Annotated in this window: 19 protein-coding genes; 9 read left to right on the top strand and 10 right to left on the bottom strand. The window is 30.1% G+C overall.

Annotation, left to right across the window (positions count from 1 at the left end; genetic code table 11):
• The first annotated feature begins 98 nt into the window (after nucleotides 1–98).
• On the top strand, nucleotides 99–794 hold the full coding sequence (locus tag QEJ31_RS06395; protein ID WP_280592951.1) for a hypothetical protein: 696 nt from the start codon (nucleotides 99–101) through the stop codon (nucleotides 792–794).
• A gap of 7 nt (nucleotides 795–801) precedes the next feature.
• Here QEJ31_RS06395 and msrB read toward each other — a convergent pair whose 3' ends face one another.
• Nucleotides 802–1,281, bottom strand: coding sequence for a peptide-methionine (R)-S-oxide reductase MsrB (gene msrB, locus QEJ31_RS06390; RefSeq protein WP_348524551.1), 480 nt, complete (start codon nucleotides 1,279–1,281; stop codon nucleotides 802–804).
• Nucleotides 1,282–1,583: 302 nt separating this feature from the next.
• Here msrB and QEJ31_RS06385 point away from each other — a divergent pair, with 302 nt between their 5' ends.
• The 3 genes from QEJ31_RS06385 to QEJ31_RS06375 are packed head-to-tail and all read left to right on the top strand — an operon-like array spanning nucleotide 1,584 to nucleotide 6,254.
• Entirely contained in the window at nucleotides 1,584–3,929 is a 2,346-nt protein-coding gene (locus tag QEJ31_RS06385) for an aminotransferase class V-fold PLP-dependent enzyme (protein WP_280592950.1), read from the top strand.
• A 33-nt stretch (nucleotides 3,930–3,962) separates the two neighbouring features.
• Nucleotides 3,963–5,474: a histidine ammonia-lyase gene (hutH, locus tag QEJ31_RS06380; protein ID WP_280592949.1), complete on the top strand. Its 1,512-nt coding sequence runs from the start codon at nucleotides 3,963–3,965 to the stop codon at nucleotides 5,472–5,474.
• A 3-nt stretch (nucleotides 5,475–5,477) separates the two neighbouring features.
• The gene (locus QEJ31_RS06375; protein WP_280592948.1) at nucleotides 5,478–6,254 is read left to right on the top strand and encodes a 4'-phosphopantetheinyl transferase superfamily protein; all 777 of its coding nucleotides are present in this window, start codon (nucleotides 5,478–5,480) and stop codon (nucleotides 6,252–6,254) included.
• Here QEJ31_RS06375 and QEJ31_RS06370 read toward each other — a convergent pair.
• The 3 genes from QEJ31_RS06370 to serS form a co-directional block, all read right to left on the bottom strand.
• Nucleotides 6,251–7,246: a hypothetical protein gene (locus tag QEJ31_RS06370; RefSeq protein WP_280592947.1), complete on the bottom strand. Its 996-nt coding sequence runs from the start codon at nucleotides 7,244–7,246 to the stop codon at nucleotides 6,251–6,253. The two genes, QEJ31_RS06375 and QEJ31_RS06370, sit on opposite strands and share 4 nt — an antisense overlap.
• A 99-nt stretch (nucleotides 7,247–7,345) precedes the next feature.
• The gene (locus QEJ31_RS06365) at nucleotides 7,346–7,600 is read right to left on the bottom strand and encodes a hypothetical protein (protein ID WP_280592946.1); all 255 of its coding nucleotides are present in this window, start codon (nucleotides 7,598–7,600) and stop codon (nucleotides 7,346–7,348) included.
• A gap of 13 nt (nucleotides 7,601–7,613) precedes the next feature.
• Nucleotides 7,614–8,882 carry a serine--tRNA ligase gene (gene serS, locus QEJ31_RS06360; RefSeq protein WP_280592945.1) on the bottom strand — a complete coding sequence of 423 codons (1,269 nt, stop codon included), beginning with the start codon at nucleotides 8,880–8,882 and terminating at the stop codon, nucleotides 7,614–7,616.
• A 179-nt stretch (nucleotides 8,883–9,061) separates the two neighbouring features.
• On the opposite strand from serS, the gene QEJ31_RS06355 reads away from it, so the two are divergent.
• Both QEJ31_RS06355 and QEJ31_RS06350 read left to right on the top strand, forming a co-directional pair.
• The gene (locus tag QEJ31_RS06355; RefSeq protein WP_280592944.1) at nucleotides 9,062–9,679 is read left to right on the top strand and encodes a nucleotide exchange factor GrpE; all 618 of its coding nucleotides are present in this window, start codon (nucleotides 9,062–9,064) and stop codon (nucleotides 9,677–9,679) included.
• The gene (locus QEJ31_RS06350; protein WP_280592943.1) at nucleotides 9,666–11,027 is read left to right on the top strand and encodes a hypothetical protein; all 1,362 of its coding nucleotides are present in this window, start codon (nucleotides 9,666–9,668) and stop codon (nucleotides 11,025–11,027) included. The genes QEJ31_RS06355 and QEJ31_RS06350 overlap by 14 nt, the downstream gene beginning before the upstream one ends.
• 79 nt (nucleotides 11,028–11,106) lie before the next feature.
• On the opposite strand, the gene galE is transcribed toward QEJ31_RS06350, so the two are convergent.
• Nucleotides 11,107–12,108, bottom strand: coding sequence for a UDP-glucose 4-epimerase GalE (galE, locus tag QEJ31_RS06345; protein ID WP_280592942.1), 1,002 nt, complete (start codon nucleotides 12,106–12,108; stop codon nucleotides 11,107–11,109).
• A 182-nt stretch (nucleotides 12,109–12,290) separates the two neighbouring features.
• Here galE and QEJ31_RS06340 point away from each other — a divergent pair, with 182 nt between their 5' ends.
• The 3 genes from QEJ31_RS06340 to QEJ31_RS06330 are packed head-to-tail and all read left to right on the top strand — an operon-like array spanning nucleotide 12,291 to nucleotide 14,874.
• Nucleotides 12,291–13,193 carry an Hsp33 family molecular chaperone HslO gene (locus QEJ31_RS06340; RefSeq protein WP_280592941.1) on the top strand — a complete coding sequence of 301 codons (903 nt, stop codon included), beginning with the start codon at nucleotides 12,291–12,293 and terminating at the stop codon, nucleotides 13,191–13,193.
• Nucleotide 13,194: 1 nt separating this feature from the next.
• The gene (gene sfsA, locus QEJ31_RS06335) at nucleotides 13,195–13,968 is read left to right on the top strand and encodes a DNA/RNA nuclease SfsA (RefSeq protein WP_280592940.1); all 774 of its coding nucleotides are present in this window, start codon (nucleotides 13,195–13,197) and stop codon (nucleotides 13,966–13,968) included.
• Between the two features lie 9 nt (nucleotides 13,969–13,977).
• Nucleotides 13,978–14,874 (top strand): DMT family transporter, encoded by an 897-nt coding sequence (locus QEJ31_RS06330; RefSeq protein WP_280592939.1) that lies wholly within the window; start codon nucleotides 13,978–13,980, stop codon nucleotides 14,872–14,874.
• Nucleotides 14,875–15,216: 342 nt separating this feature from the next.
• On the opposite strand, the gene ahcY is transcribed toward QEJ31_RS06330, so the two are convergent.
• The 5 genes from ahcY to guaB all read right to left on the bottom strand — a co-directional run bounded on the left by ahcY (nucleotide 15,217) and on the right by guaB (nucleotide 21,656).
• A complete protein-coding gene (ahcY, locus tag QEJ31_RS06325; RefSeq protein ID WP_280592938.1) occupies nucleotides 15,217–16,509 on the bottom strand; it encodes an adenosylhomocysteinase in 1,293 nt (430 codons plus the stop codon).
• A gap of 102 nt (nucleotides 16,510–16,611) precedes the next feature.
• Nucleotides 16,612–17,655: a glycosyltransferase family 9 protein gene (locus QEJ31_RS06320; protein ID WP_280592937.1), complete on the bottom strand. Its 1,044-nt coding sequence runs from the start codon at nucleotides 17,653–17,655 to the stop codon at nucleotides 16,612–16,614.
• 8 nt (nucleotides 17,656–17,663) lie between these two features.
• The gene (locus QEJ31_RS06315; protein ID WP_280592936.1) at nucleotides 17,664–18,497 is read right to left on the bottom strand and encodes a glycosyltransferase family 2 protein; all 834 of its coding nucleotides are present in this window, start codon (nucleotides 18,495–18,497) and stop codon (nucleotides 17,664–17,666) included.
• A 19-nt stretch (nucleotides 18,498–18,516) separates the two neighbouring features.
• Complete coding sequence (guaA, locus tag QEJ31_RS06310) at nucleotides 18,517–20,082, bottom strand: glutamine-hydrolyzing GMP synthase (protein WP_280592935.1); 1,566 nt, start codon at nucleotides 20,080–20,082, stop codon at nucleotides 18,517–18,519.
• Nucleotides 20,083–20,120: 38 nt separating this feature from the next.
• On the bottom strand, nucleotides 20,121–21,656 hold the full coding sequence (gene guaB, locus QEJ31_RS06305; protein ID WP_280592934.1) for an IMP dehydrogenase: 1,536 nt from the start codon (nucleotides 21,654–21,656) through the stop codon (nucleotides 20,121–20,123).
• Between the last annotated feature and the right edge of the window lie 94 nt (nucleotides 21,657–21,750).

Raw genomic sequence — 21,750 nt, 5'->3', positions numbered from 1 at the left:
ATAAATTATTAGTAATTTCAAAATCATTCTTGACCAAACAATATTTTGGTGAGACATATCACTTAAATTCAAAATATATTTAAAAGTAGGGAATTACTATGCTTAATCAACTAATTAAAATTTCTTTGTCTTTAATACTATCGGGGAATATATATGCGAATATAAAGCACATAAATGGAAGTTACTTTGATGATAATGGAGTAAAAATATTCTATCCTTGCACAGGTGGTGGAGAACCTTTAATTATCTATGGGAACGCAGCTTCATCAAATAATTTAGTAAGTTCAAAAAATAAAGTTGAACCAATTTATATTAAAGAAGGATTTAAATCTCAAAATTTAGAAGTTTCTAATGCTGCACAAAGTGAAGAGAATTCTGATCAATATTTAATAATTAAAAGTGAAAATCCAGCTACTTCTGGGCAGTATGTGAAATTCAATTTAGAAAAAGTAAATGGGGAAAAATTTTATATAAATACTGTTAATTTAGCCTCAGTTTCAGCGGCTAATGAAAATAAAATTGTTACAAATTATAGTGTAAAAATTGATAATTCAATAGTCGTTTCAAGAATTTTGCCTATAAAAATGTATTCATTTCAACAAGATATTGGTGTAAATATATATAAAAATTTAAATAATATAGAAGTTCAGCAGTTTGTTTGGGACCAGACGATACCTTGGACTGATTATTCTCACCCAAATTTATCCTCTTTAATAAAATTAAACTTTAGAGCAAAAGCAACAACTGAAAATTTTAATTTTAATGGGTATGGATACTGGATCTGTGGTAATTAAGAAGTTATTACTTTTCTTTTTTTAGTTTTTTAAATAAGGAAAGATATTGTCCATAACCTTCTTTTTCTAAATTAGATACAGGAATGAATTTTAAAGCAGCTGAATTTATGCAATATCTTTTTTTCGTTGGCCCTGGACCATCATCAAATACATGTCCTAAATGAGAGTTTCCAAATTTTGATTTCACTTCAGTCCGTGTTTCAATGGCTAAAGATTTATCTTCTTTAAATTGGACAAATTTATTATCAATTGGTTTCGTGAAGCTTGGCCAGCCTGTCCCAGAATCAAATTTATCTAAAGAACTAAATAAAGGTTCCCCCGTAACAACATCAACATAGATTCCTTCCTCTTTGTTATTCCAATATTCATTCTTAAAGGGAGCTTCAGTGCCATTATTTTGAGTAACTTCTCTCTGCATTGGTGAAAGTTCTTTTATCTTTTTATTTTTATCTACATTTTCATATTTTGAATCTGTTTTGTCAGCCATAGCATACCCAACCATTATAAAAAAAGCTAAAAAAGAAAAAATTATTCTTCGATAATCTATCATTTATTTAACTCCTGCAGGATATAGTAATTTATTATAATAACACTAGAAAAAAGAAATTAGATATCAAAAAAATGACTTTTATAAATTTTTTATTAAATCTAAAAAGTAAAAATTTTAAGATTAGAAAATTTTTTAATCATAGTTAAATAAAAATTTTTAAATTAACAATTTTAAATAGTAATATTAACTTATGTGTGGTAATCAAAAAAGACTAGATAAAAAATTGAAATGGAGGCATAATGAGCAAAAATCAAATTAATGGTAATTCAAAAGTATATTTTGATTGCAACGCAACTGCTCCAATTTTAAAAGATGCTTGCCAAGCAGCTCTTTGGTCAATGGAAAGAGTATATGCAAATCCTAGTAGTTCACATATTGCAGGAGCAGAAGCTAAATTAATATTAGAGGAATCAAGGTTACAAGCGAGTAAGTTGCTAAATGTTAAGTCATCAGAAATATATTTTACTAGTGGTGCAACAGAAGCTATTCAAATTTCTGTTCTTTCTGTATTAAATTGGATTAAAGAACAATCTAAAAAAGATGTATCTTTTCAAAAAAAGAAAATATTAATTTCAAAAACAGAACATAAAGCTGTTTATAATTCAATATTACATTGGAAAAAAATTTTAGATTTAAATATTGAAATTATGCAAATTAATGTTGATGACAAAGGACATGTAAACTTAAATGAAATTAAAGAGTATCTAAATGAAACTGTTTTTTTATGCACTATGGCGGTTAATAACGAAACAGGGTTAATTACAAATTTGAAAGAAATAGAAAAAATAATTAGGAGTTCAGCTAGTAAAGTTTTTTGGTTAGTTGATTGTGTTCAAGCTTTAGGGAAATTATCATTAAATTTTAATGAATTAAGTGTAGACTATGCCACTTTTAGTGGACATAAAGTACATGCTCCAAAAGGTGTCGGATTTTTATATTTGAGAGATAACGCGCCTCAGTGTTCATTAATAGTTGGAGGAGGACAAGAAAGAGGAATTCGTGCTGGAACCGAAAATCATCCAGGAATAGCCGCATTTGGTGTTATATTGGAAAAGCTAAATAAAATTAAAGATGGCTGTATAGATTTTCATTTTAAATCTAATCATGAATTACTAAATTATAGAAAGTTATTATTAAACACTTTAATGGAAGCTTTTCCAACTATTGAAATAAATACAGACATGGAAAATTCTGTTGCAACTACTTTGAATTTTTCAGTTTATGGATTTTCATCAAAAGAATTAATGCGGGTATTTGATGCTGCAGGAGTGAGTTTAAGTGGAGGTTCTGCATGTAATTCTAAATCCCTTGAATACAGTCATGTTTTAGAAGCAATGAATTTGCCAGAGTGGAGAAAAGCCTCAGCAATTAGACTTTCTTTTGGATTGACGACTTCTCAAGAAGAAATATTTCTAGGGATAAAAAATATTCAAGCAGCAGGAAAGGCTTTGCGTAATTCATGCTTAAACTTAACCTGTAAAATTAGTGATGAATCAGAAAATCAATCTGAAAATTCTTTAATTCATGGAATAACCCAATTAGAATATGATTCTTCAAATACATGGTTGATTTCTGATATTAATACAAAATCTTGTGTCATTATTGATCCAACTTTTGAGAGTATTGATAGATTAATTAGTTTTATAAAATGTAAGAATTTAGAGTTACAAGCTGTTTTAGATACACATTCCCATGCGGATCACCTTTCAGCAAGATCTATTCTTTTAGAAAAACTATCACTAAAAGATACTGCATTTGATCCCTTAGGATGGAATTCACAGACATGCATTCTCAATTTTAACTCAAGCACATGGGAATTAGAAAGATTTGAAACACCAGGCCATACTTTAGATAGTGTTAGCTATTTTTTAAAAAATAAATGTTCAATAGATGAAAAAATTGAATGTGTATTTATTGGGGATACTGTTCTCATAGGTGGCTTAGGCAGAACTGATTTTAGCATAAGTGATAATAAATTATTTTATGATACACTAAGAAATCTTGATAATAAGCTTCATGCAAATACTGTTCTTTGCCCAGCACATGATTATAATCAATCAATTGTTACGACATGGGGTACCGAAAAAAGAAATAATATCTTGCTAAAAAAATTATTCGATCCAGTAAATTTAATGAATGAAATTGACTTTTTCACAGAAAAAAAATTGATAGATTCTCAACTTTTAGAAACAGATATCCAAGGAAAATTAGTTTGTGGGACAATTAATAATTCTGTATTAACAGATAAAAGTTTACCAATTATAACTATTGATGACTTAGATGAAAATATTTACGATATAATTGATATAAGAGAAAATGCTGAATCTATTCTATTTAAAGATTGGAAAATTTTAAATTTTAAAAAAGCTCCAAAAAATATTCCTTTAACTAAAATTGTTAATTTTTTTAATCATGTAATTAATAATGAAAATAAAAATAAACCTATAGCTTTGCTTTGTTCTACGGGTAATCGCTCACTAGCAATTGCGAAAAGTCTAAGAAGGATTGGAATCAAAAATGTTTGGAGTATAAGTGGTGGACTTGCTTTGACACGACTTAAGTATGAAAATTCAATTAATTATTAATAATAAAAAAGCGAAATATATAATGAGGGTTCTATGAATAATAGCAATAATTTTATAATTAATCCAGGTAAACTATGTATTTCAAATTTAAAAGATATTTACTTTGGTAAATATGAAAAATATGTTCTTTGTAGTGAAGCAAAAACTTCGATGAATCAGTCAGTAGAAAATATAAAAAATTTGTTAAGTAATAATAGTTTAAAAAGTGTTTATGGAGTGAATACTGGGTTTGGTAAATTAGCATCTACTAGGATAGAATTAAAAGATTTAACAACTTTGCAACATAACCTAATTAAATCGCATTGCACAGGAGTTGGTGAATTTTTTGATGATTCGTCAGTAAGATTAATAGCGTTAATGAAAATTTCTAGTTTAGCAAGGGGATATTCTGGAATACGTTTTGAGGTTTTAGACTCTCTTTTAACTTTAATTAATAAAGAATATTACCCTTGTGTTCCAGTTAAAGGATCAGTAGGCGCTTCTGGTGATTTAGCGCCGTTAGCTCATTTGGTTGCCCCATTAATAGGGATTGGAAGTGTTAGAAAAAATGGAAAAATAATTTCTGCGTCACAGGCTTTAGAGGAGTGCAAGTTAGTCAAATTAGAAATGCAACCGCTTGAAGGGTTATCATTGTTAAATGGGACGCAAGTATCGACAGCAATTGCCTTAATATCTCTATTTAAAACACAAACAATTATGTCAGCATGTTTAGAAGCAAGCGCTTTTTCCCTCATAGCTATTGAAGGCAATACAGAACCATTTGATAAAAGAATACATGAATTAAGAGGTCACCAAGGGCAAATAATAATTGCTGAAAAAATGCGTAATCTTCTTGCTGACGGGATAGAAATTGAGTGTTTAAATAAATCTGGTAGAATTCAGGATCCTTATTCTTTTCGATGTCTTCCACAAGTATTAGGTGCTTGTTTTGAGCAATTAAATGCTATTGAAAAAACCTTAGAAATAGAAGCAAATGCTGTAACAAATAATCCAATTTCAATTTTTGAATCGAATGAGTTTCTTTCCGGCGGAAATTTTCATGCTGAGCCTGTAGCTATCGCTGCAGACATATTGGCTATTATTTGTACAGAAATTTCATCACTATCTGAAAGAAGAATTTCAATCTTACTAGACTCGAATTTAAGTGGTTTACCGCCTTTTTTAGTTAATAATAGTGGATTAAATTCGGGATTTATGATAGCTCAAGTAACTGCTGCAGCATTGGTAAGTGAAAATAAATCAAAATCATTTCCTTGTTCAGTTGATAGTATTCCAACTTCTGCAAATCAGGAAGATCATGTTAGTATGGCTACTCATGCTGCCTATAGATTGTTAGATATGACAGAAAATGCGGCTTATGTTGTTGCAATTGAATTTCTTGCAGCTTTACAAGCATGTGATTTAAGAAATATTAAGAAATTTTCAGGAAAACTTTTAAGTATCTACAAAAACTTAAGAACAAAGATTGAGTTTTATGAAAGCGACAGATTTTTTTCGGACGATATAAAAATTGCAAGAGATTTCATTTTTGAAAACTATAGGTAGTTTGTGAAGAATTTATTACAGTCTAAAATATTTATTATAAAATTACCATATTTAAATACGAATCCATTTCTCAAAAATAGTGAATTTGAGTTTAAGAATTTTATGTTTAACATTGTATTAAAAAATAATTTTAATGAATATATTAACGATGATGAAATAATAAAAGCGGAAAAGTTTTTATTTTTAAATGATACAATCAGGTATTTAATGACAAGAATTTTTATAAAAAAAATACTTTCTAGTGAATTAAATTTAAGTTATAAATTAATTGAATTCTATTCTGGTAAATATAAAAAACCTTTTGTTAATATAGATAAATTTAATAAAAAAATATTTTTTAATATATCTCACTCTAAAGAATATTTGGCAATAGGTATATCTTTTATTAATGAAATAGGAATTGATATTGAATATAAAGATACTTTAGTTGATTTCGAATCCTTAAAGTCTCAAATATTTTCTGATTATGAAGAGCAATACTTTAATAAATTACTATTATTTCAAGATAAAGTAAATTATTTTTATCAAGTTTGGTCATTAAAAGAAGCAATTTTAAAGGGGATTGGGGTTGGATTGTTTTTTTCTCCTAATTTGTTAAGTATTTTGAACAATAAATCATTACAGCCTAAAATTTTAAATTTAGCTGATTGTGATCAAGAATCAAATTTTTCAAAATGGAATAATTATATAGTTAATTTTAATGATAATTACGCTTTGGCTTTTTCTCAGAAAGAAGAAATACAAGATTATGAAACTATTTTTTTAGATCATTCCTATTAATCAACATATTTACTATCTTTTTTAATATCACTAGGGATATTTATATTAAATTTTTTAACTTCATGATTGCTAAAAAGAAATATACCTTCTTGTAAATAAACTGGAAAAAGTGAGCTTGGCAGTAAATTTGGACTGGCTAGAAGTTTTTCTGCTACTTCAGCGGCTGCTTTTCCTTGGGTATATCCTGTTATAACAAGCCCTCCTAGTGCTTTGTTTTTACCTACTGTAACATCCCAAAAAGCAAACAAAGGAAGTTTAGAGTTTTGAGATGTCCAAGAAATTGTTTTATCTTCGTCCGCATTTTTCCCTTTTTTATCTGTTATACTTTGATAAAGTCCAGTTATAATAGCATCATATTTTTTTGGTGCATTGCTTATATGTTTTTGCCATTCAAGAAAAGTTTTATTTAAAAAAATATCATAATTTATTCCACTGAATACAACAGAAGGTTTGCTGGAAAAAAAGTCTTCATATACTATTTCAGAGGTTCTATCGCTATCAAACATAATAAGTACATTTTTTGCAGTTGGAATAATTTCTTTTATGAAAAGAGCAGATCTTCGAATTAGAGGTCTTTCTAAAATTCCAGTTAAATACTTAGGAGCATTCTCAAAATATGCTCTTGGATTATTGTTAATACCTAAATACACTGAACGTATTTTATTATTTTCAAGGTTGGGGCCTACAAATTTTAGGGCAGCATCATCACCAAGAATAACTAAAATTGGTTTTATTTGTTGAATCAATTCCCATGCCTTTGCAGCCATTTTTTCATGTTCAGTTTTGGGAATTCTTTTAGTATCCATTTCAAAAAAAGTGAGTTTATATTTTTTCCCAAGCTTTTCAGATAAAGCTTTGCAGTAATCAGTATCCCACTTGTGACTTTTGCTATAGCTTTCTATGACAACAATATCTTTCGAAGACGGGAAAACATTTTCAATTATAAAAACACAGAATAAAGTAACGAAGAATTGGACGAATATATTTTTCATTTAAAACTCCAATTTAAAATAATATAATTTTATGTTTTTAAATTAATAATTTACAAGAACAATGAGATTGCCAAAAATTTGGCTTACAAGTTTAAAGAATTACTTTAGATAGATCTCAAAATTTTTAAAATCTTTTTCTTCAATAAAATATTTGGGCTTTAAAATTGAAATAATAAGTTCTAAATCTGCTTTTAATCCGGCGCACCAAACAAATGCTTGTGTATCTTTACTTACTACTCCTGTTTGCTTTATTATCACCTTTTTTGCTGTAATAAATTCGTGCAAATGTTTTTCAAAATGTTCGGCCGTTCCTAAAGCAGAAGAACCATAGTAATCCCAGATACAAGCAAGCATTTTTTATCCCTTATTAACCAATGTATTCTGCTCCATTCATATATTTTTGCAGAGCTTTTGGTATTTTTATTCTTCCATCAACTGTTTGATGATTTTCAATTAGTGGAATGAGCACTCTTGGAGTTGCGATTGCTGTATTATTCAAAGTAAAACAATACTGTAATTTTCCATTGGAATCTTTAGTACGAATTTTCAATCTTCTTGCCTGAAAATCATAGAAACTTGAGCAGCTATGCGTTTCACCATAATTATTACGGCTTGGCATCCAGGTTTCTACATCATTCTTTTTAACTTGACCTTGCCCTAAATCTCCTGTGCAGACTTGTACAACTCTGTACGGTAATTCAAGTAACTGTAGAAGATCTTCAGCATTTTTTAACAATTCAGCATGCAATTTGTCACTAGTTTCAATCTTTGGTTCACAAATTACAACTTGCTCAATTTTTTGAAACTGATGCACTCGATATAGACCTTTTGTGTCTTTTCCGGCAGCTCCTGCTTCTCTTCTAAAACATGTAGACCAAGCGCAATATTTTATTGGTAAACTTTGTTCTTCCAAAATTTCATTTTGATGGTAGCTCGCTAATGGAACCTCAGACGTTCCTACAAGCCACATATCGTCTTTTTCCACAAAATATGCTTGATCAGCTCCACCTGGAAGATAACCGGTACCTTGCATAGCTGAAGTTCTTACTAATACTGGGACCGACAGTTGTTTGTAACCTCTAGATTTTAAAAGATCTAAAGCTAAGGAATGAACAGCTCTTTCCAGTTCAGCCCCTGCTCCAAGAAGAAAGTAACTTCTACTTCCGGCTATATTTGCTCCGCGTTCAAAATCAATAATACCCAAAGATTTGCCTAACTCTATATGGTCTTTTGTTTGAAAAGAAAAATGTGGAATATTTCCAACTTTTCTAATTTCAACATTATCAGCATCTGAGGCTCCAACTGGTGTGTCTGAAGAAGGAATGCTTGGAATCGCTAATAAAAGTTTTTCAAAGTCAGCTTCTATTTCTCTAAGGTTTTTCTCGGCTTCTTCAAGCAAAGGCCCCATTTTTCTCATCTCAGATACTAGGATTTCTCTTTCTTCTTTACTCTTCGCCTTTTTAACAGCATCTGATCCAGAATTTCTTTTGCTTCTTAATTCTTCAGTATCTTTAATTAGTTGCAACCTTTTTTCGTATAACTCTTTGAAATAATTTGGATTAAAATCAAAGCGTTTGTTTTTAGCTGCGATAGCTATTTCTTCTAAATTATCTCTAATAAATTTTGGATCAAGCATAACAAGCCTTTCCTGTAATAAAGCCTAAACGCTGTTCATTCTTATAAAGAGGTAAAGACTTTTCAAGTACCAAATGCTTATATTCAAAATTTTTATTGTTGACCACTGCTTTTCGGTGTTTAAACTCTTAACGATCACAGTTTAGATCGTGAAAGATAATCTAGATGAGGGAATAAAATATGTTAAAACACAATAAAATAAGTTACACGTCCGAAGAAGTTCAATCTGGTGATACAACTTCCGATCCCAATAAAAATGGCGAAGAAAATGCTTCTGAAATATTGGGTGAAGAAGCTGAGAAAATAGCAGCTTTGGAGGCAGAATGCGCCTCAACTCAGGCCAAATTAGCTGAAACGCATGATAGAATGCTTCGGATAGCCGCTGATTTTGAAAATACTAGAAAACGTATGGAAAAAGAGAAACAAGATACTCGTCTTTATGCAATTCAAGAGTTTGCGAAAGATCTTCTTCCTGTCATTGATGCCTTTGATAAGGCAATGTCTGCCATTGAAAGTTCTCAAATAAACTTTGAAACTGAAGAAGGGAAAAAAGTAGCAGGAATTGTTGAAGGTGTTCAGCTTGTTTCAAAAGTATTCCAGGACACTGTAAAAAAACATGGAATTGAAAAACTTCCTGGTAAAAATGCTCCTTTTAACCCTGCATATCATAATGCAATTGCAAAAGTAGTGGACTCAACTTATGCTCAGGAAACTGTGATAGATGAATTTATGGCCGGCTATAAAATTGGCGATAGAATATTGCGTACAGCTATGGTTAGAGTTGGTGCTCCAGACTAGTAAAGTTTTTATTATTTCTATTATACTTTTTCCGCTTATAGTTGTTGGCCAAGTCTCATCTTTTGAAAAAGCTGAGACTTTTTTTTATAATAAGGATTTTAAACAGGCTACACTGTTTTATAAAAATGTTATTTCAAATGATTTTTCTCTTAAAAAAGAAATTGCTATAGCAAAATGTAGAGTTGCTTTAATAAATAATAGTAATGCAAACATTGATTTCAATCTAAAATATTTAGAAGAATCTTTGGTAGAAGATATTCTTCCTTCTGCAATGAATTCGATTTGTTCATATGCATTGTTACAGTTATATTATATGAAAAGTGATTATAAAAATGGCTTAAACTTAATTAAAAAAATTGGGATACCAAATTTACAACCTATTTATTTAGCAAAATTTTTAGCAATATCTGCTGAAATTTCTAGAATATCATTAAATAAAGAACAAGAAATAAATTTTTTAAAACAATTACTTGCTCTCATGAAAAAAAACAATTTTATAGAAGTAAATATGTTAAATACTTCAAATAAAAGGATAAAAGTAGAAGATATTGAATCAAGGCTTTCAGTTCTAAATTTTGATAAAAATATTGACAATGAGTTTCAAGCAAATTTTATTGAAAATGTTTTGCTTGCAAAAATAAAAGAAGGTGATTTACAGCTTGCTCTAAATATATTAGAAAAGAATATTATTTCTAATAGAGATAGTTTATTATTAAATTTTGGTATAAATTTATCAAATGATAAAATTAGAACAAGAATTATAAAATTAATAAGCGATGACCCTTTAGAAATGAGAATTGGAATAATTCTTCCAATAAATAAAAATAGACAGGAAAGTAATCAAAATATTTTGCGATCTATATCAAGCTTTTTGGCGTCACCAGCAGTTAATGGAGTGAAATATAATATTATTCCAATTGAGTCTAATCTTGATGAAGGTAGCCTTTCAGAAGCCGCTGAAAAATTAATTTTTAGAGATTTAGTTCATTCAATAATAGTTCCTGAAAGTTTTAAAGATAAAAATGATTTAAATTATTTAGCAAATATTTTTTCTATTCCAGTTATTTATACCGGAAAAAATTTGTCTTTTTCATCATCCAATAATAGTAGTTTTAATTCTATTAAATATATTTCAAAAAATGGTAAATTTAGAGACTACTTTGAAGACTTAATAAAACCAAAAGACAATGACTATAATGAAGAAGAAAAAATTTTTGATGCTTTGATAATTTTAAGAAATATTCACTATCTAGCAAATAGCTCTCAGAATTTCGAATTAGATAAAGTAATTCATTCAGGGCATTGGAAAGTTGAAGGTATTTCATCCTATGAAGGTAAGGTAAATTAAGCAATTTATTCTACACATGAAAAAAAATCAGTATCATACTTAATATTTTTTCTACAAACCCCATCATTAAAGTTGAATTTTACGAAAATAATTTTAGATATTTTTCATTCCATTTTAATGAATCTTTAATAGCATCTTCAATGCTTAGTGAAGTATTCCAATTTAATAATTTTGCTGCTTTATCGCAGCTTGCGAAAGCTCCAGCAACATCCCCTGGTCTAGGAATAGTTTCTACTGTATTTATTTTAGCTTCGTAAACATTTTCAAATGCTTGCAAAAGCTCTTTAACTGTTACACCATTTCCTGAACCTATATTGATTACTTGAAAGCTATTGTTGGTTTCAGAAAATATCTTGGAAAAATTTTCTACTGCTTTGACGTGTGAAAGGGCAAGATCCCAAACGTGAATATAATCTCTTATTCCGCTTCCATCTCGTGTAGGCCAATTTGTTCCAGTGACTTGAAAAACTGAACTTTTTCCTGTCGCTGTTTCAATTAGTTTTGCTAAAACGTGGCTTGGATTTTTAATATGCATTCCTGTTCTTAATTTAGGATCAGCTCCAATGGGATTAAAATATCTTAAAGAAATTGCCTGAAAATTTGAATATGCACTGCAAAAATCATTTAAAATAAGCTCCATCATATACTTAGTTTTTGCATATGGGCTTAAGGGATTTAAAGGTGAATTTTCCTCAACTTTAAATCCTGGAACAGTGTCGTAAATCGAGGCGGAGCTACTAAATACTATTTTGCAACAATTTAAGTCAGTTAATATTTTGAATAATTCATTGGATTTAGCTACATTTTCTCTATAATACTCATAAGGATTTTTTACACTATCTGGGACAATAATTAGTGCTGCACAGTGAATGGTATGAGATATATCGGGATGGTCTGAAAAGATTTTTAATAAAGTTGATTTATCTGTAATATCAGAATGATAAAATATTCTATTTTCAACAAATTCTTTTTTGCCGGTAATTAACGAATCCAAAATTACGGGCGTATGGCCATTATCTTCAAGGGCGGAGCAAATAGTACTTCCAATGTATCCAGCGCCACCTGTTACAAGAACCTTCATAGGGAACTCGCTTTCAAAGGGTTAATTATATTTAACTTAATGAAAATATTGAAAATATTTCCAGTTGAAGAAAACACCTTCATATTCAATAATTTGTCGCAATCTTTCAGATTCTGTTATATGTGAAAATATCTGAAAAAAGAGTAACTTTACTCTTTTTAGCATATATAGGGGTTCTTTTTATGTTTCAAGACTATCTTTTTTTTGGGGTGGATACAAAAGTTCATTACAGTTATAGAATGCTGCATTTGAGCCACTTAGTTGAAGAAGCCAAACAATTACATAATCTAAATACAAACAGAGCTCTTCTTTTGTCAGATGCCTTACTAGGAAGTGTTCTTTTGTCTTCAATTTTAGATTATGAAGAACGCGTAAATCTGCGGTTTCACTGCAATGGTGACTTTACTATTGGTACAGAAACTTCTTTTCAAGCAGAAACGCGGGGATATATTGAATGCAACGAAAATTCTGAAGTTGTTAAACAATTAGATCTTGGAAACAATATTATTCCCGAATTTCAAGTACGCTCAATGCGTTCACAAAGAAAAAAACCTAACTTATTTGAAGGCCTTACTTCTACAAAAGCGAATTCTTTAGAAAAGGCTTTAAACGAACATTTGGCAGCAAGTTATCAAATGAATACTGTCTTAAAAATAAGCAGTTGGATAGATTCTGTAAGTGGAAAGCTGAATGCTTTTGGAGTTATTTATCAAGAATTACCTGATATTCCAGAAGAAGTATCTATTAAATTAAAGAAGCACATCGATTCTTTACCATCAATGAAAGAATTATTTTTACTTGATAACGACGCTGATGTTTTATCTAAAAAACTCATCCCAGATATTACTAAAGCCGTTAAAAGTATTAATCCTAAGTTTGTTTGCTCTTGTTCACAAGAAAGAGTTGAAAATGTTATTGTAACATTACCTCTCAGTGAGCTTTCAGATATATTAAATAAAGCTGAAGATTTAGAGATGAAATGTCACTATTGTAATAAAAATTATATTGTTTCAATGCAAACAATAACACAAATTTATGCAAGCCGTAACCAAGTAAATTCAACTAATTCAAATGAAATGAATTAATATGGAACTATTAAGTTACCAATCTAAATTAGAAGAAGTGAAGTTTCTTTCTAGATATAAACGATTTTTTGTTGATGTTAAAGATTCCGAGGGTAATTTAAAAACTGTACATTGTGCAAATAGCGGTAGTATGAAAAGTTGTTTAATAGAAAACTCTACTGCTTATATTTTAGATTCGAAAAATCCTGAAAGAAAACTTCAATATTCTTTAGAACTGCTCTCTTTAGATGATGGATATGCATGTTTAAATACTTCAAGAGCAAATCACTTTATCAACGAATTATTTACAAATACTATTGGCAAAGAAAAAAATAAAGAAATACTAAACGCTGAATTTCCATATGAATTATTTTTGGATTGGAATGAATTTAAAAAAGAAGTAAAATTTAATTCCAAAACAAGATTTGATTTTTGTTTATCAGCAAAAGAACAAGTAAGAAAATGCTGGGTAGAAGTTAAAAGTGTTAGCTTAAAGTTATCAGAAAATACCTGGGCTTTTCCTGATGCCGTAACAGAAAGAGGACAAAAACATTTACAAGAGTTAATGCTCGCAAAAAAAAATGGAGATGATTCTTGGTTATTTTTTGTCTTAATGCGAGGTTCTGAAATAGAACCTGAAATTTTGAAAAACGGTTTTCGAGTTGCGCATGAAATAGATTCTAATTATTCTAAATTATTGCTTGAAGCTAGAAAAAGTGGTGTAAAAATAGCCTTAGTTATTCCGGGAATATCACCCACAGGTTTTTCATTAAGAAAGTTTTATCTTTTAAATTGAAGGATATAAATGATTTTTTCTATTTCAAAAAATTCTTTTTACGCTATTTTTTTGTTATTTTGTTTGGGTTTTACATGGGGTACAAGCTTTTCCATAGCTAAATTTGCTATGGAAAGTGGAATAACTCCTTTGGGTTATTCGTTTTGGCAAAGTTTGGGCCCTGCAGTTCTTGTTTTTATTTTTGCGATAATCAAGAATAAAAAAATTCCACCAACTAATATTAAACATATTATATTTTACTTTATTTGTGGTTTACTTGGAATAGCTTTACCAAATTTAACTATGTATTTTTCGGCAACCCATGTTCCATCTGGAATTCTGGGGTTAATAGTTAATACTTCCCCAATAATAACATATGTATTTTCATTAATTTTTTTAATTGAAAAATATTCATGGCAAAGATTGAGTGGTATATTAATAGGTTTTATAGGATTATTTATTTTATTTCTCCCAAAATTATCAAGTTATTCTGAATATAAGTGGATGCTTTTTTCATTATTCACTCCAATTCTGTTAGCATCTTGTACTATTTTCATGGTAAAATTTCGACCTACCAAAACTTCATCCATTGAATTATCTTCAGGGATGCTCTTTGCTTCAACGATACTTATTTTGCCTTTAGTAATTTCTTCAAAAGCATTTCATCCTATTGCGTTCCCGCTTAATACGCCAGATTTATTTATTCTAATTGAAATATTTTTATCAAGTATTGGATATATTCTTTTTTTCGAATTACTTCGAATTGCTGGACCGGTATTTTATAGTCTTGTTGGTTGTATTGTTGCTTTAGCAGGTTTGTTTTGGGGTTACGTTATTTTTAATGAAAACATCAAACCTATTGAGTGGCTATCTGTTTTCTTGATTTTATTAGCAATTATTTTAGTAACAAAAAAAGAAAGCAAGTAAATTATCTTTAATTGCTTTTTATGAGTTATTTAAAGTAAGTTTTTCCATAGCTTTAATTTTTTTACCGATTTTTAAACTTATATTTTTCTTACTTTTGTGAAATTAATTTTAAGTATTTAAGAATTACTCAATATTTAAAATAAAATATTCTGATTTTTAGCAATGGGAGGCTTTATTAAGGCTTCATTTTTGTAATTAGATTTTACCCCAGATTTGAATAAGAGGGGTGTTATCAATTAAGTAAACATATCAATTCAATAACATGTTATTTATTTAAATGAGAAGTTTTTTAAGATTCATTTATTAAAAGAGAAATTAATCTCACAATCTATCATCGAAATTTTAGTAACGATAGTTTTCTGATTTATATGGCCCATCTATCGAGATATTTAAATACTCAGCCTGTTTATTTGATAAGCGAGTAAGATTTGCCCCTAATTTTTCTAAATGTAAACGAGCAACTTCTTCATCTAATTTTTTTGGAAGAGTATATACACCAACTTTATAGTTACTTGTATTTTGCCATAGCTCAAGTTGTGCTAAAACTTGATTCGTAAAGCTATTACTCATTACAAAAGCAGGGTGACCTGTTGCACATCCTAAATTTGCTAATCTACCTTCTGCTAATAATATAATTTCATGCCCATCTGGAAAACGATATTTATCAACTTGTGGCTTAATGTTTATCTGTTGAATTCCTTTGAATGCTTTTAACCCAGCAACATCAATTTCTATATCGAAATGTCCAATATTGAGAACTAAGGCTTGATCTCGCATTTGAGCCATATGATTTGCAGTTATTATATCACAGCATCCAGTAGCAGTAACAAAAATATGAACATCTTTAATAACATCTTCAATGCGAACGACTTGGTAACCTTCCATAGCTGCTTGAAGAGCATTTATTGGATCTACTTCAGTTATCAGTACACGAGCACCATGTGAACGCATTGAATGCGCGCTGCCTTTTCCAACATCGCCATATCCCGCAACTAATACAGTTTTGCCCGCTATCATAATATCTGTTGCCCGTTTTATTCCATCAGGGAGAGATTCTCTACAACCATATAAGTTGTCAAATTTACTTTTAGTTACGCTATCATTTACGTTAATTGCAGGGATTTTTAATTCACCTTTTTGTGCCATTAAATAAAGATGGTGAACTCCTGTAGTAGTTTCTTCTGAAACGCCTTTAATGTCTTTTAACAAATGTGGAAATCTTTTATGGACTAGGCTTGTTAAGTCTCCACCATCATCTAATAAAAGATTTGGACCTTGGTTATTTGCAAATTTTAAAGTTTGTTCAATACACCAAATATATTCTTCTTCTGTTTCACCTTTCCATGCAAATACAGGAATACCTTTTGCTGCAATTGCAGCGGCGGCGGCATCAACAGTCGAAAATATATTGCAACTTGACCAACGAACTTCAGCGCCCAGAAGTGTTAGTGTTTCAATTAATACTGCAGTTTCTACTGTCATATGCAAACTGCCAGCAATTCTTGAACCTTTTAATGGTTTTGAATGAGAATATCTTTCTCTGAGAGTCATTAAACCAGGCATTTCTTTTTCTGCAAGTTCTATTTGTTTTCTACCTAAATCAGCAAGAGAAATATCTTTAATTTTATAATCCATTTTTATCTCCAGATAGCAAGAAAATTTTAGATTTTATAATTTAAGTATAAAATAATTTATACTTAATAATTTAATATTACGGAAAGGAGTTGCTTAAGGCAACTATTCTAAATTTTTTCTCCAAGTTGAAATAATATCTATTACATTTTTTGGTAGTATAGAATTCATGCAAACACAATTTTGTGTTACTAAACAGGGATTTTGACAATTTTGATTTTCAATACTGCTTTTTCCAACAATGAAATTTGCATTAAAACCAACTGGCGCCCAGCGTTGTGGTGTCATGGATTTAATTGGTGGATATAAACCAATTGTTTTTTTGCCAAGGGCTGATGCAATGTGTAATGGCCCAGTGCTATTTGCTATAAGTCCATCACATAAATTAATAAACGATATAAATTCTGGTAAATCAAATATTCCAGCTATACTTTTGCTAGAATTACAATATGGTATAATTTCATTTTCTATAAATGGTTGTTCTTCTTTACTACCAGAAAAAAATATTTGATATTCCTTTCCTGAAAGTGAATTTGCTAAATCAATAAAATTTTTTTTAGACCATTCTCTAGCACTACCTTTTGATTTAGGATGCAAAATTAAATTAAATTTAGATGAATCAATTAAATTTATGAAATTTCTGTTAAGAGATTTAAATTTTGATAAACCATAGTAACTAGAAAGATCACTAAGAGAAAATGCTTTTGTAATGTTTATAGGAGATAATAAAATTGTATTTAATTGAGATTCATGTAATTGAGAATTTTTTCTAGTTAAGTTAACTTTTTTGTTACAATAAAGCCAATGAAAAATTCGTCTGTTGGTTCCTATTCTATTCTTAACTTTAGCAGTGAAAGCGGCCTTAGCAATTTCTCTATTTGGAAAAACGTGAAAAATAGTATCAATTTTGTTTTTATTGAATTCTGAAGCTAAATTTTTAGAATCTTTTAAAAGGTCCCAATTTAAAAAATGATCAATATGTTTAGAAGCTGAAATAATAGGTTCAGTATATTTTTTTCCAAGGAAAAAAATTTTTACTTCAGGAATATATTCTTTTAATATTCCTGCCAAAGGTAACGTAAGAACAACATCTCCTATATTATCTGTTCTGCTGATTACTACATTTCTAATAAGCTTTGTTTCATCCATGAACTATCCTAGGTTAGATTTTTTTTATTATATAAATCAACATATTTGTATTTTTTCATAAAAAAGTAGTTAGAATATTTTATAAAATTTGAAAAAGCAGATCCTATACAAATAATTAAACCAATTCTTCCATCTAAAAAGCCTTTTTTTAGGAAATAAAATCTAAAAAAGGTCCATATTGGTTGCAAAATTATTTGTGGTAAAAAAACTATTTTTTTCTTTCTAACTATTTCTTTCGCACCTGCAAGTCCATATTTATTCATTTTATCAAAATATTGGTAAAGAGATGTATATGAATAATGCAAAAGATCAGTCTTAAAATGCTCAATTGTATATCCAGGTTTAGGAATAACTCCTTCATGAAGAATATTTTGGCTCAAATAAGCTCTTCTTTTATGAAAAAAACGGATAACTCTTCCAGGATACCAACCAGAGTGTTTAACCCAGTGCCCTAAGAAAAAAGTTTTTCTAGGGAAATCAATTGCTGCTGTTTCATGAAAAGTCCCTGCATTAATTCTAGTGATCCATTCCTCTGCTAGAGCCTCAGGAACTTCTTCATCAGCATCAACCCATAAAATCCAGTCATGACTTGCATGGTCTATGCCTATTTGCTTATTTTCAACAAAACCAAACCATTCAGTAGAAATTATCGTAACATTGCTAAAAGTATTTGCAATTTCAACAGTTTTATCAGTGCTTCCTGAATCAATTAAAATAATTTCATTAACAAATTTTAAAGATCTAATGCATCGCGCAATATTTCTTTCTTCATTCAAAGTAATGATTACTGCGGTTAATTTTTCTTTTTCCGGAACAAAATTAGCAAAATCATAAATATTCATAATAAATTCTTTGCTTAAACTATTCCCACTCAATTGTTGCTGGTGGTTTTGTACTTATATCATAAACAACTCTATTAATACCTTTTACCTCATTAATTATCCTAGAAGAAACATGTGCAAGGAAGTCGTAAGGTAATTTACTCCAATCTGCAGTCATTCCATCTGTAGCGCTAACGCATCGAATAGCCGCAACATTTTCATACGTACGTCCATCACCCATTACTCCTACCGAATTTACGGGCAATAATACTACGAAAGCTTGCCAAGTTGAATGATATAAGTTGTTCTTTTTTAATTCTTGGATAAAAATAGAATCAGCTTCTCTTAAGATACTTAATTTTTCTTTTGTTACTTCGCCTAAAACTCTAATTCCTAATCCTGGTCCTGGAAATGGATGTCGTTGAAGCATATCATATGGAATATTTAATTCAGCACCTAATTTTCTTACTTCATCTTTAAATAGCTCACGTAATGGTTCAATCAATTTAAATTTCATTTTTTCGGGCAAACCACCAACATTATGATGAGTTTTTATCGTAACACTTGTGCCATGAAGTGAAATAGATTCTATAACATCAGGATATAAAGTTCCTTGTACTAAGAATTTAGCATTTGGAAGATGTTTAGTTTCTGATTCAAAAACATCTATAAAGGTATTTCCAATTATTTTACGTTTAGTTTCTGGGTCTGATACCCCAGCTAATCTTGATAAGAATAACTCTGAAGCATCAACTCCTTTTACATTTAAATTTAAATCTTTTTGGAATCTTTCTAAAACTTCATCGTATTCATTTTTTCTTAAAAGGCCATTATTAATAAATAAACACAATAATTTATTACCAACTGCTTTTTGTGTTAAAACTGCAGCTACACAAGAATCAACACCGCCACTTAATGCACATATAACTTGTGTGTCAGGCCCTTCTTCGTCTACTTTTTCACGTATTAATTCAACAGCTCTTTCGATTTGCAAATTGCTGTTCCAGACTTTTTTATCGTTACAAATTTCTTCTACGAAATATTTTATAATTTCTTTCCCATATTTTGAATGTTCCACTTCGGGATGAAATTGAACACCAAAAATTGGTAAATTTTTATGGTGAAATGAAGAAACAACATTATTTCTAGTTTTAGAATCTATTTCTAATTTGTCAGAAAGCTCAGTAATTTCATCTCCATGACTCATCCAAACAATGTTTTCTTCGATGCCTTTAACAGAATATAATGGATTATTTTTCCCAATATTCCCTGAAATTAATATTTTTTCGAAGCCATATTCTCTATTTTTTGCTGGTGATACAACGCCTCCAAGCATATAATTAATTAATTGTAGTCCGTAGCATATACCAAGAATTGGTACTCCAATTTTCTCTAGATCTAGATTAATTTTTGGTGAGTTTTCTTCATAAACACTATGTGGCCCACCAGAAAAAATAATTCCTGAAAGTAAGTTCTGTTTTTGTAATTCAATAATTCTTGATTCTGCTTTACTAAATGGGACTATTTCAGAGTAAACAGAAATTTCTCTAATTCTTCTTGCGACTAATTGAGTAAATTGTGAGCCGAAATCAATAACAAGTATCATGATTTTTCCTTTTTTTAGTATTTTATTTAACTAATCAATTAACTTCTGCTCAAACTATAATTTGGTGCTTCTTCAGTAATATTAACATCGTGAACATGGCTTTCGCGTAATCCAGCGGCAGTAATTTTTACAAATTGAGCTTTTTGATGAAGTTCCGTTAAATTTTTTGCTCCAACATAACCCATTCCGGCTCTAACTCCACCAACTAATTGATGAAGCACTTCATTTAATGATCCTTTATAAGGTACCTGCCCCTCAATTCCTTCTGGGACTAATTTATTGTTATCGCTTTGGGTGCCTTGAAAATAACGATCTTTTGAGCCTTGTTTCATTGCACCTAAAGAGCCCATTCCTCTGTATTTCTTATAAACTTTACCTTGAAAGCTTATTCTTTCTCCCGGGGACTCTTCTGTTCCGGCTAAAAGACCGCCTAGCATTACAGTATGAGCCCCTGCGGCTAAAGCTTTTACAATATCTCCGCTAAATTTAATTCCACCATCAGCGATTATTTTTACATTAGTTCCTTGCAGTGCTTCAGCAACATTCATAATTGCACTTATTTGAGGTACGCCTATTCCAGCAACAATACGAGTAGTACAAATAGAACCAGGTCCTATTCCAACTTTTACGCAGTCAGCCCCAGCGTCGGCTAAAGCTCTTGCGGCTTCACCTGTAGCAATATTTCCAGCGACGATTGAAAATTTCGAACCATATTGTTTACGTACATTTGCGACTGTTGAAATGACGCCCTTGCTGTGGCCATGAGCTGTATCTATAACAAGAACATCAATACCTGCTTCTACTAATACAGGAATTCTTTGTTCTAGATCAAAGGGGGTAACGCCCACTGCAGCCCCAACTAAAAGTCTTCCTGAAGAATCTTTGCTCGCCATAGGATAGCGAATTGCGTTCTCTATATCTCTTCTTGTGATCAGTCCTACTAATTTATCGTGCTCATCTACAACTGGAAGCTTTTTGATTCTGTGCTTTTGTAGAAGTGATTTAACGCTTTCAAATAAATTTTGATCAAAAGGAGCATCTTTGCTTTTTTTAGTCATAACTATAAGTTTTGCTCGTTCAGTCATGATATCTTTAACGTGTCTAGTTTCATCTGTTTCAAAGCGAATATCTCTTCCTGTGACGATACCCAAAAGTTTTTCATTATCTACTACAGGTAGGCCTGAAATTTTTCTTTGTTGCATGATGAGTTTAGCTTTTTGAATAGTATCAAGAGGGGAGATTGTAATTGGATTTGCAACAACACCACTTTCTGATCTTTTAACTAAACGAACTTCCTCGGCTTGTGCATCAGGTGTGAGGTTTTTATGAATAATCCCAAGTCCTCCTAATCTCGCCATGCATGCTGCAAGTTCGTGTTCTGTAACTGTATCCATAGCGGCCGATATGATAGGACTTTGTAGTTTTATAGTACTGGAAATATAGCTACTTACGTTTGCTTCATGTGGTAGAGTTTCTGAATAACAAGGTAGTAGTAGGACATCATCAAAAGTTAAGGCGTCAAAGACTACCTTTTTGCTAAATAGAGATTTATCTTTATTAAATTCAATGGTCATCTTATTTACTCCATTATTTCTGACTTATAGTCGCTAATCAAAACTAGTGACGATGCTTTATCAAATTAAATTTTGCATATCTAGTAAATAAAAA

It is taken from the genome of Pigmentibacter sp. JX0631 (genome assembly GCF_029873255.1).
GTDB lineage: Bacteria > Bdellovibrionota_B > Oligoflexia > Silvanigrellales > Silvanigrellaceae > Silvanigrella.
This window is presented reverse-complemented; position numbering and strand designations above follow the sequence as displayed.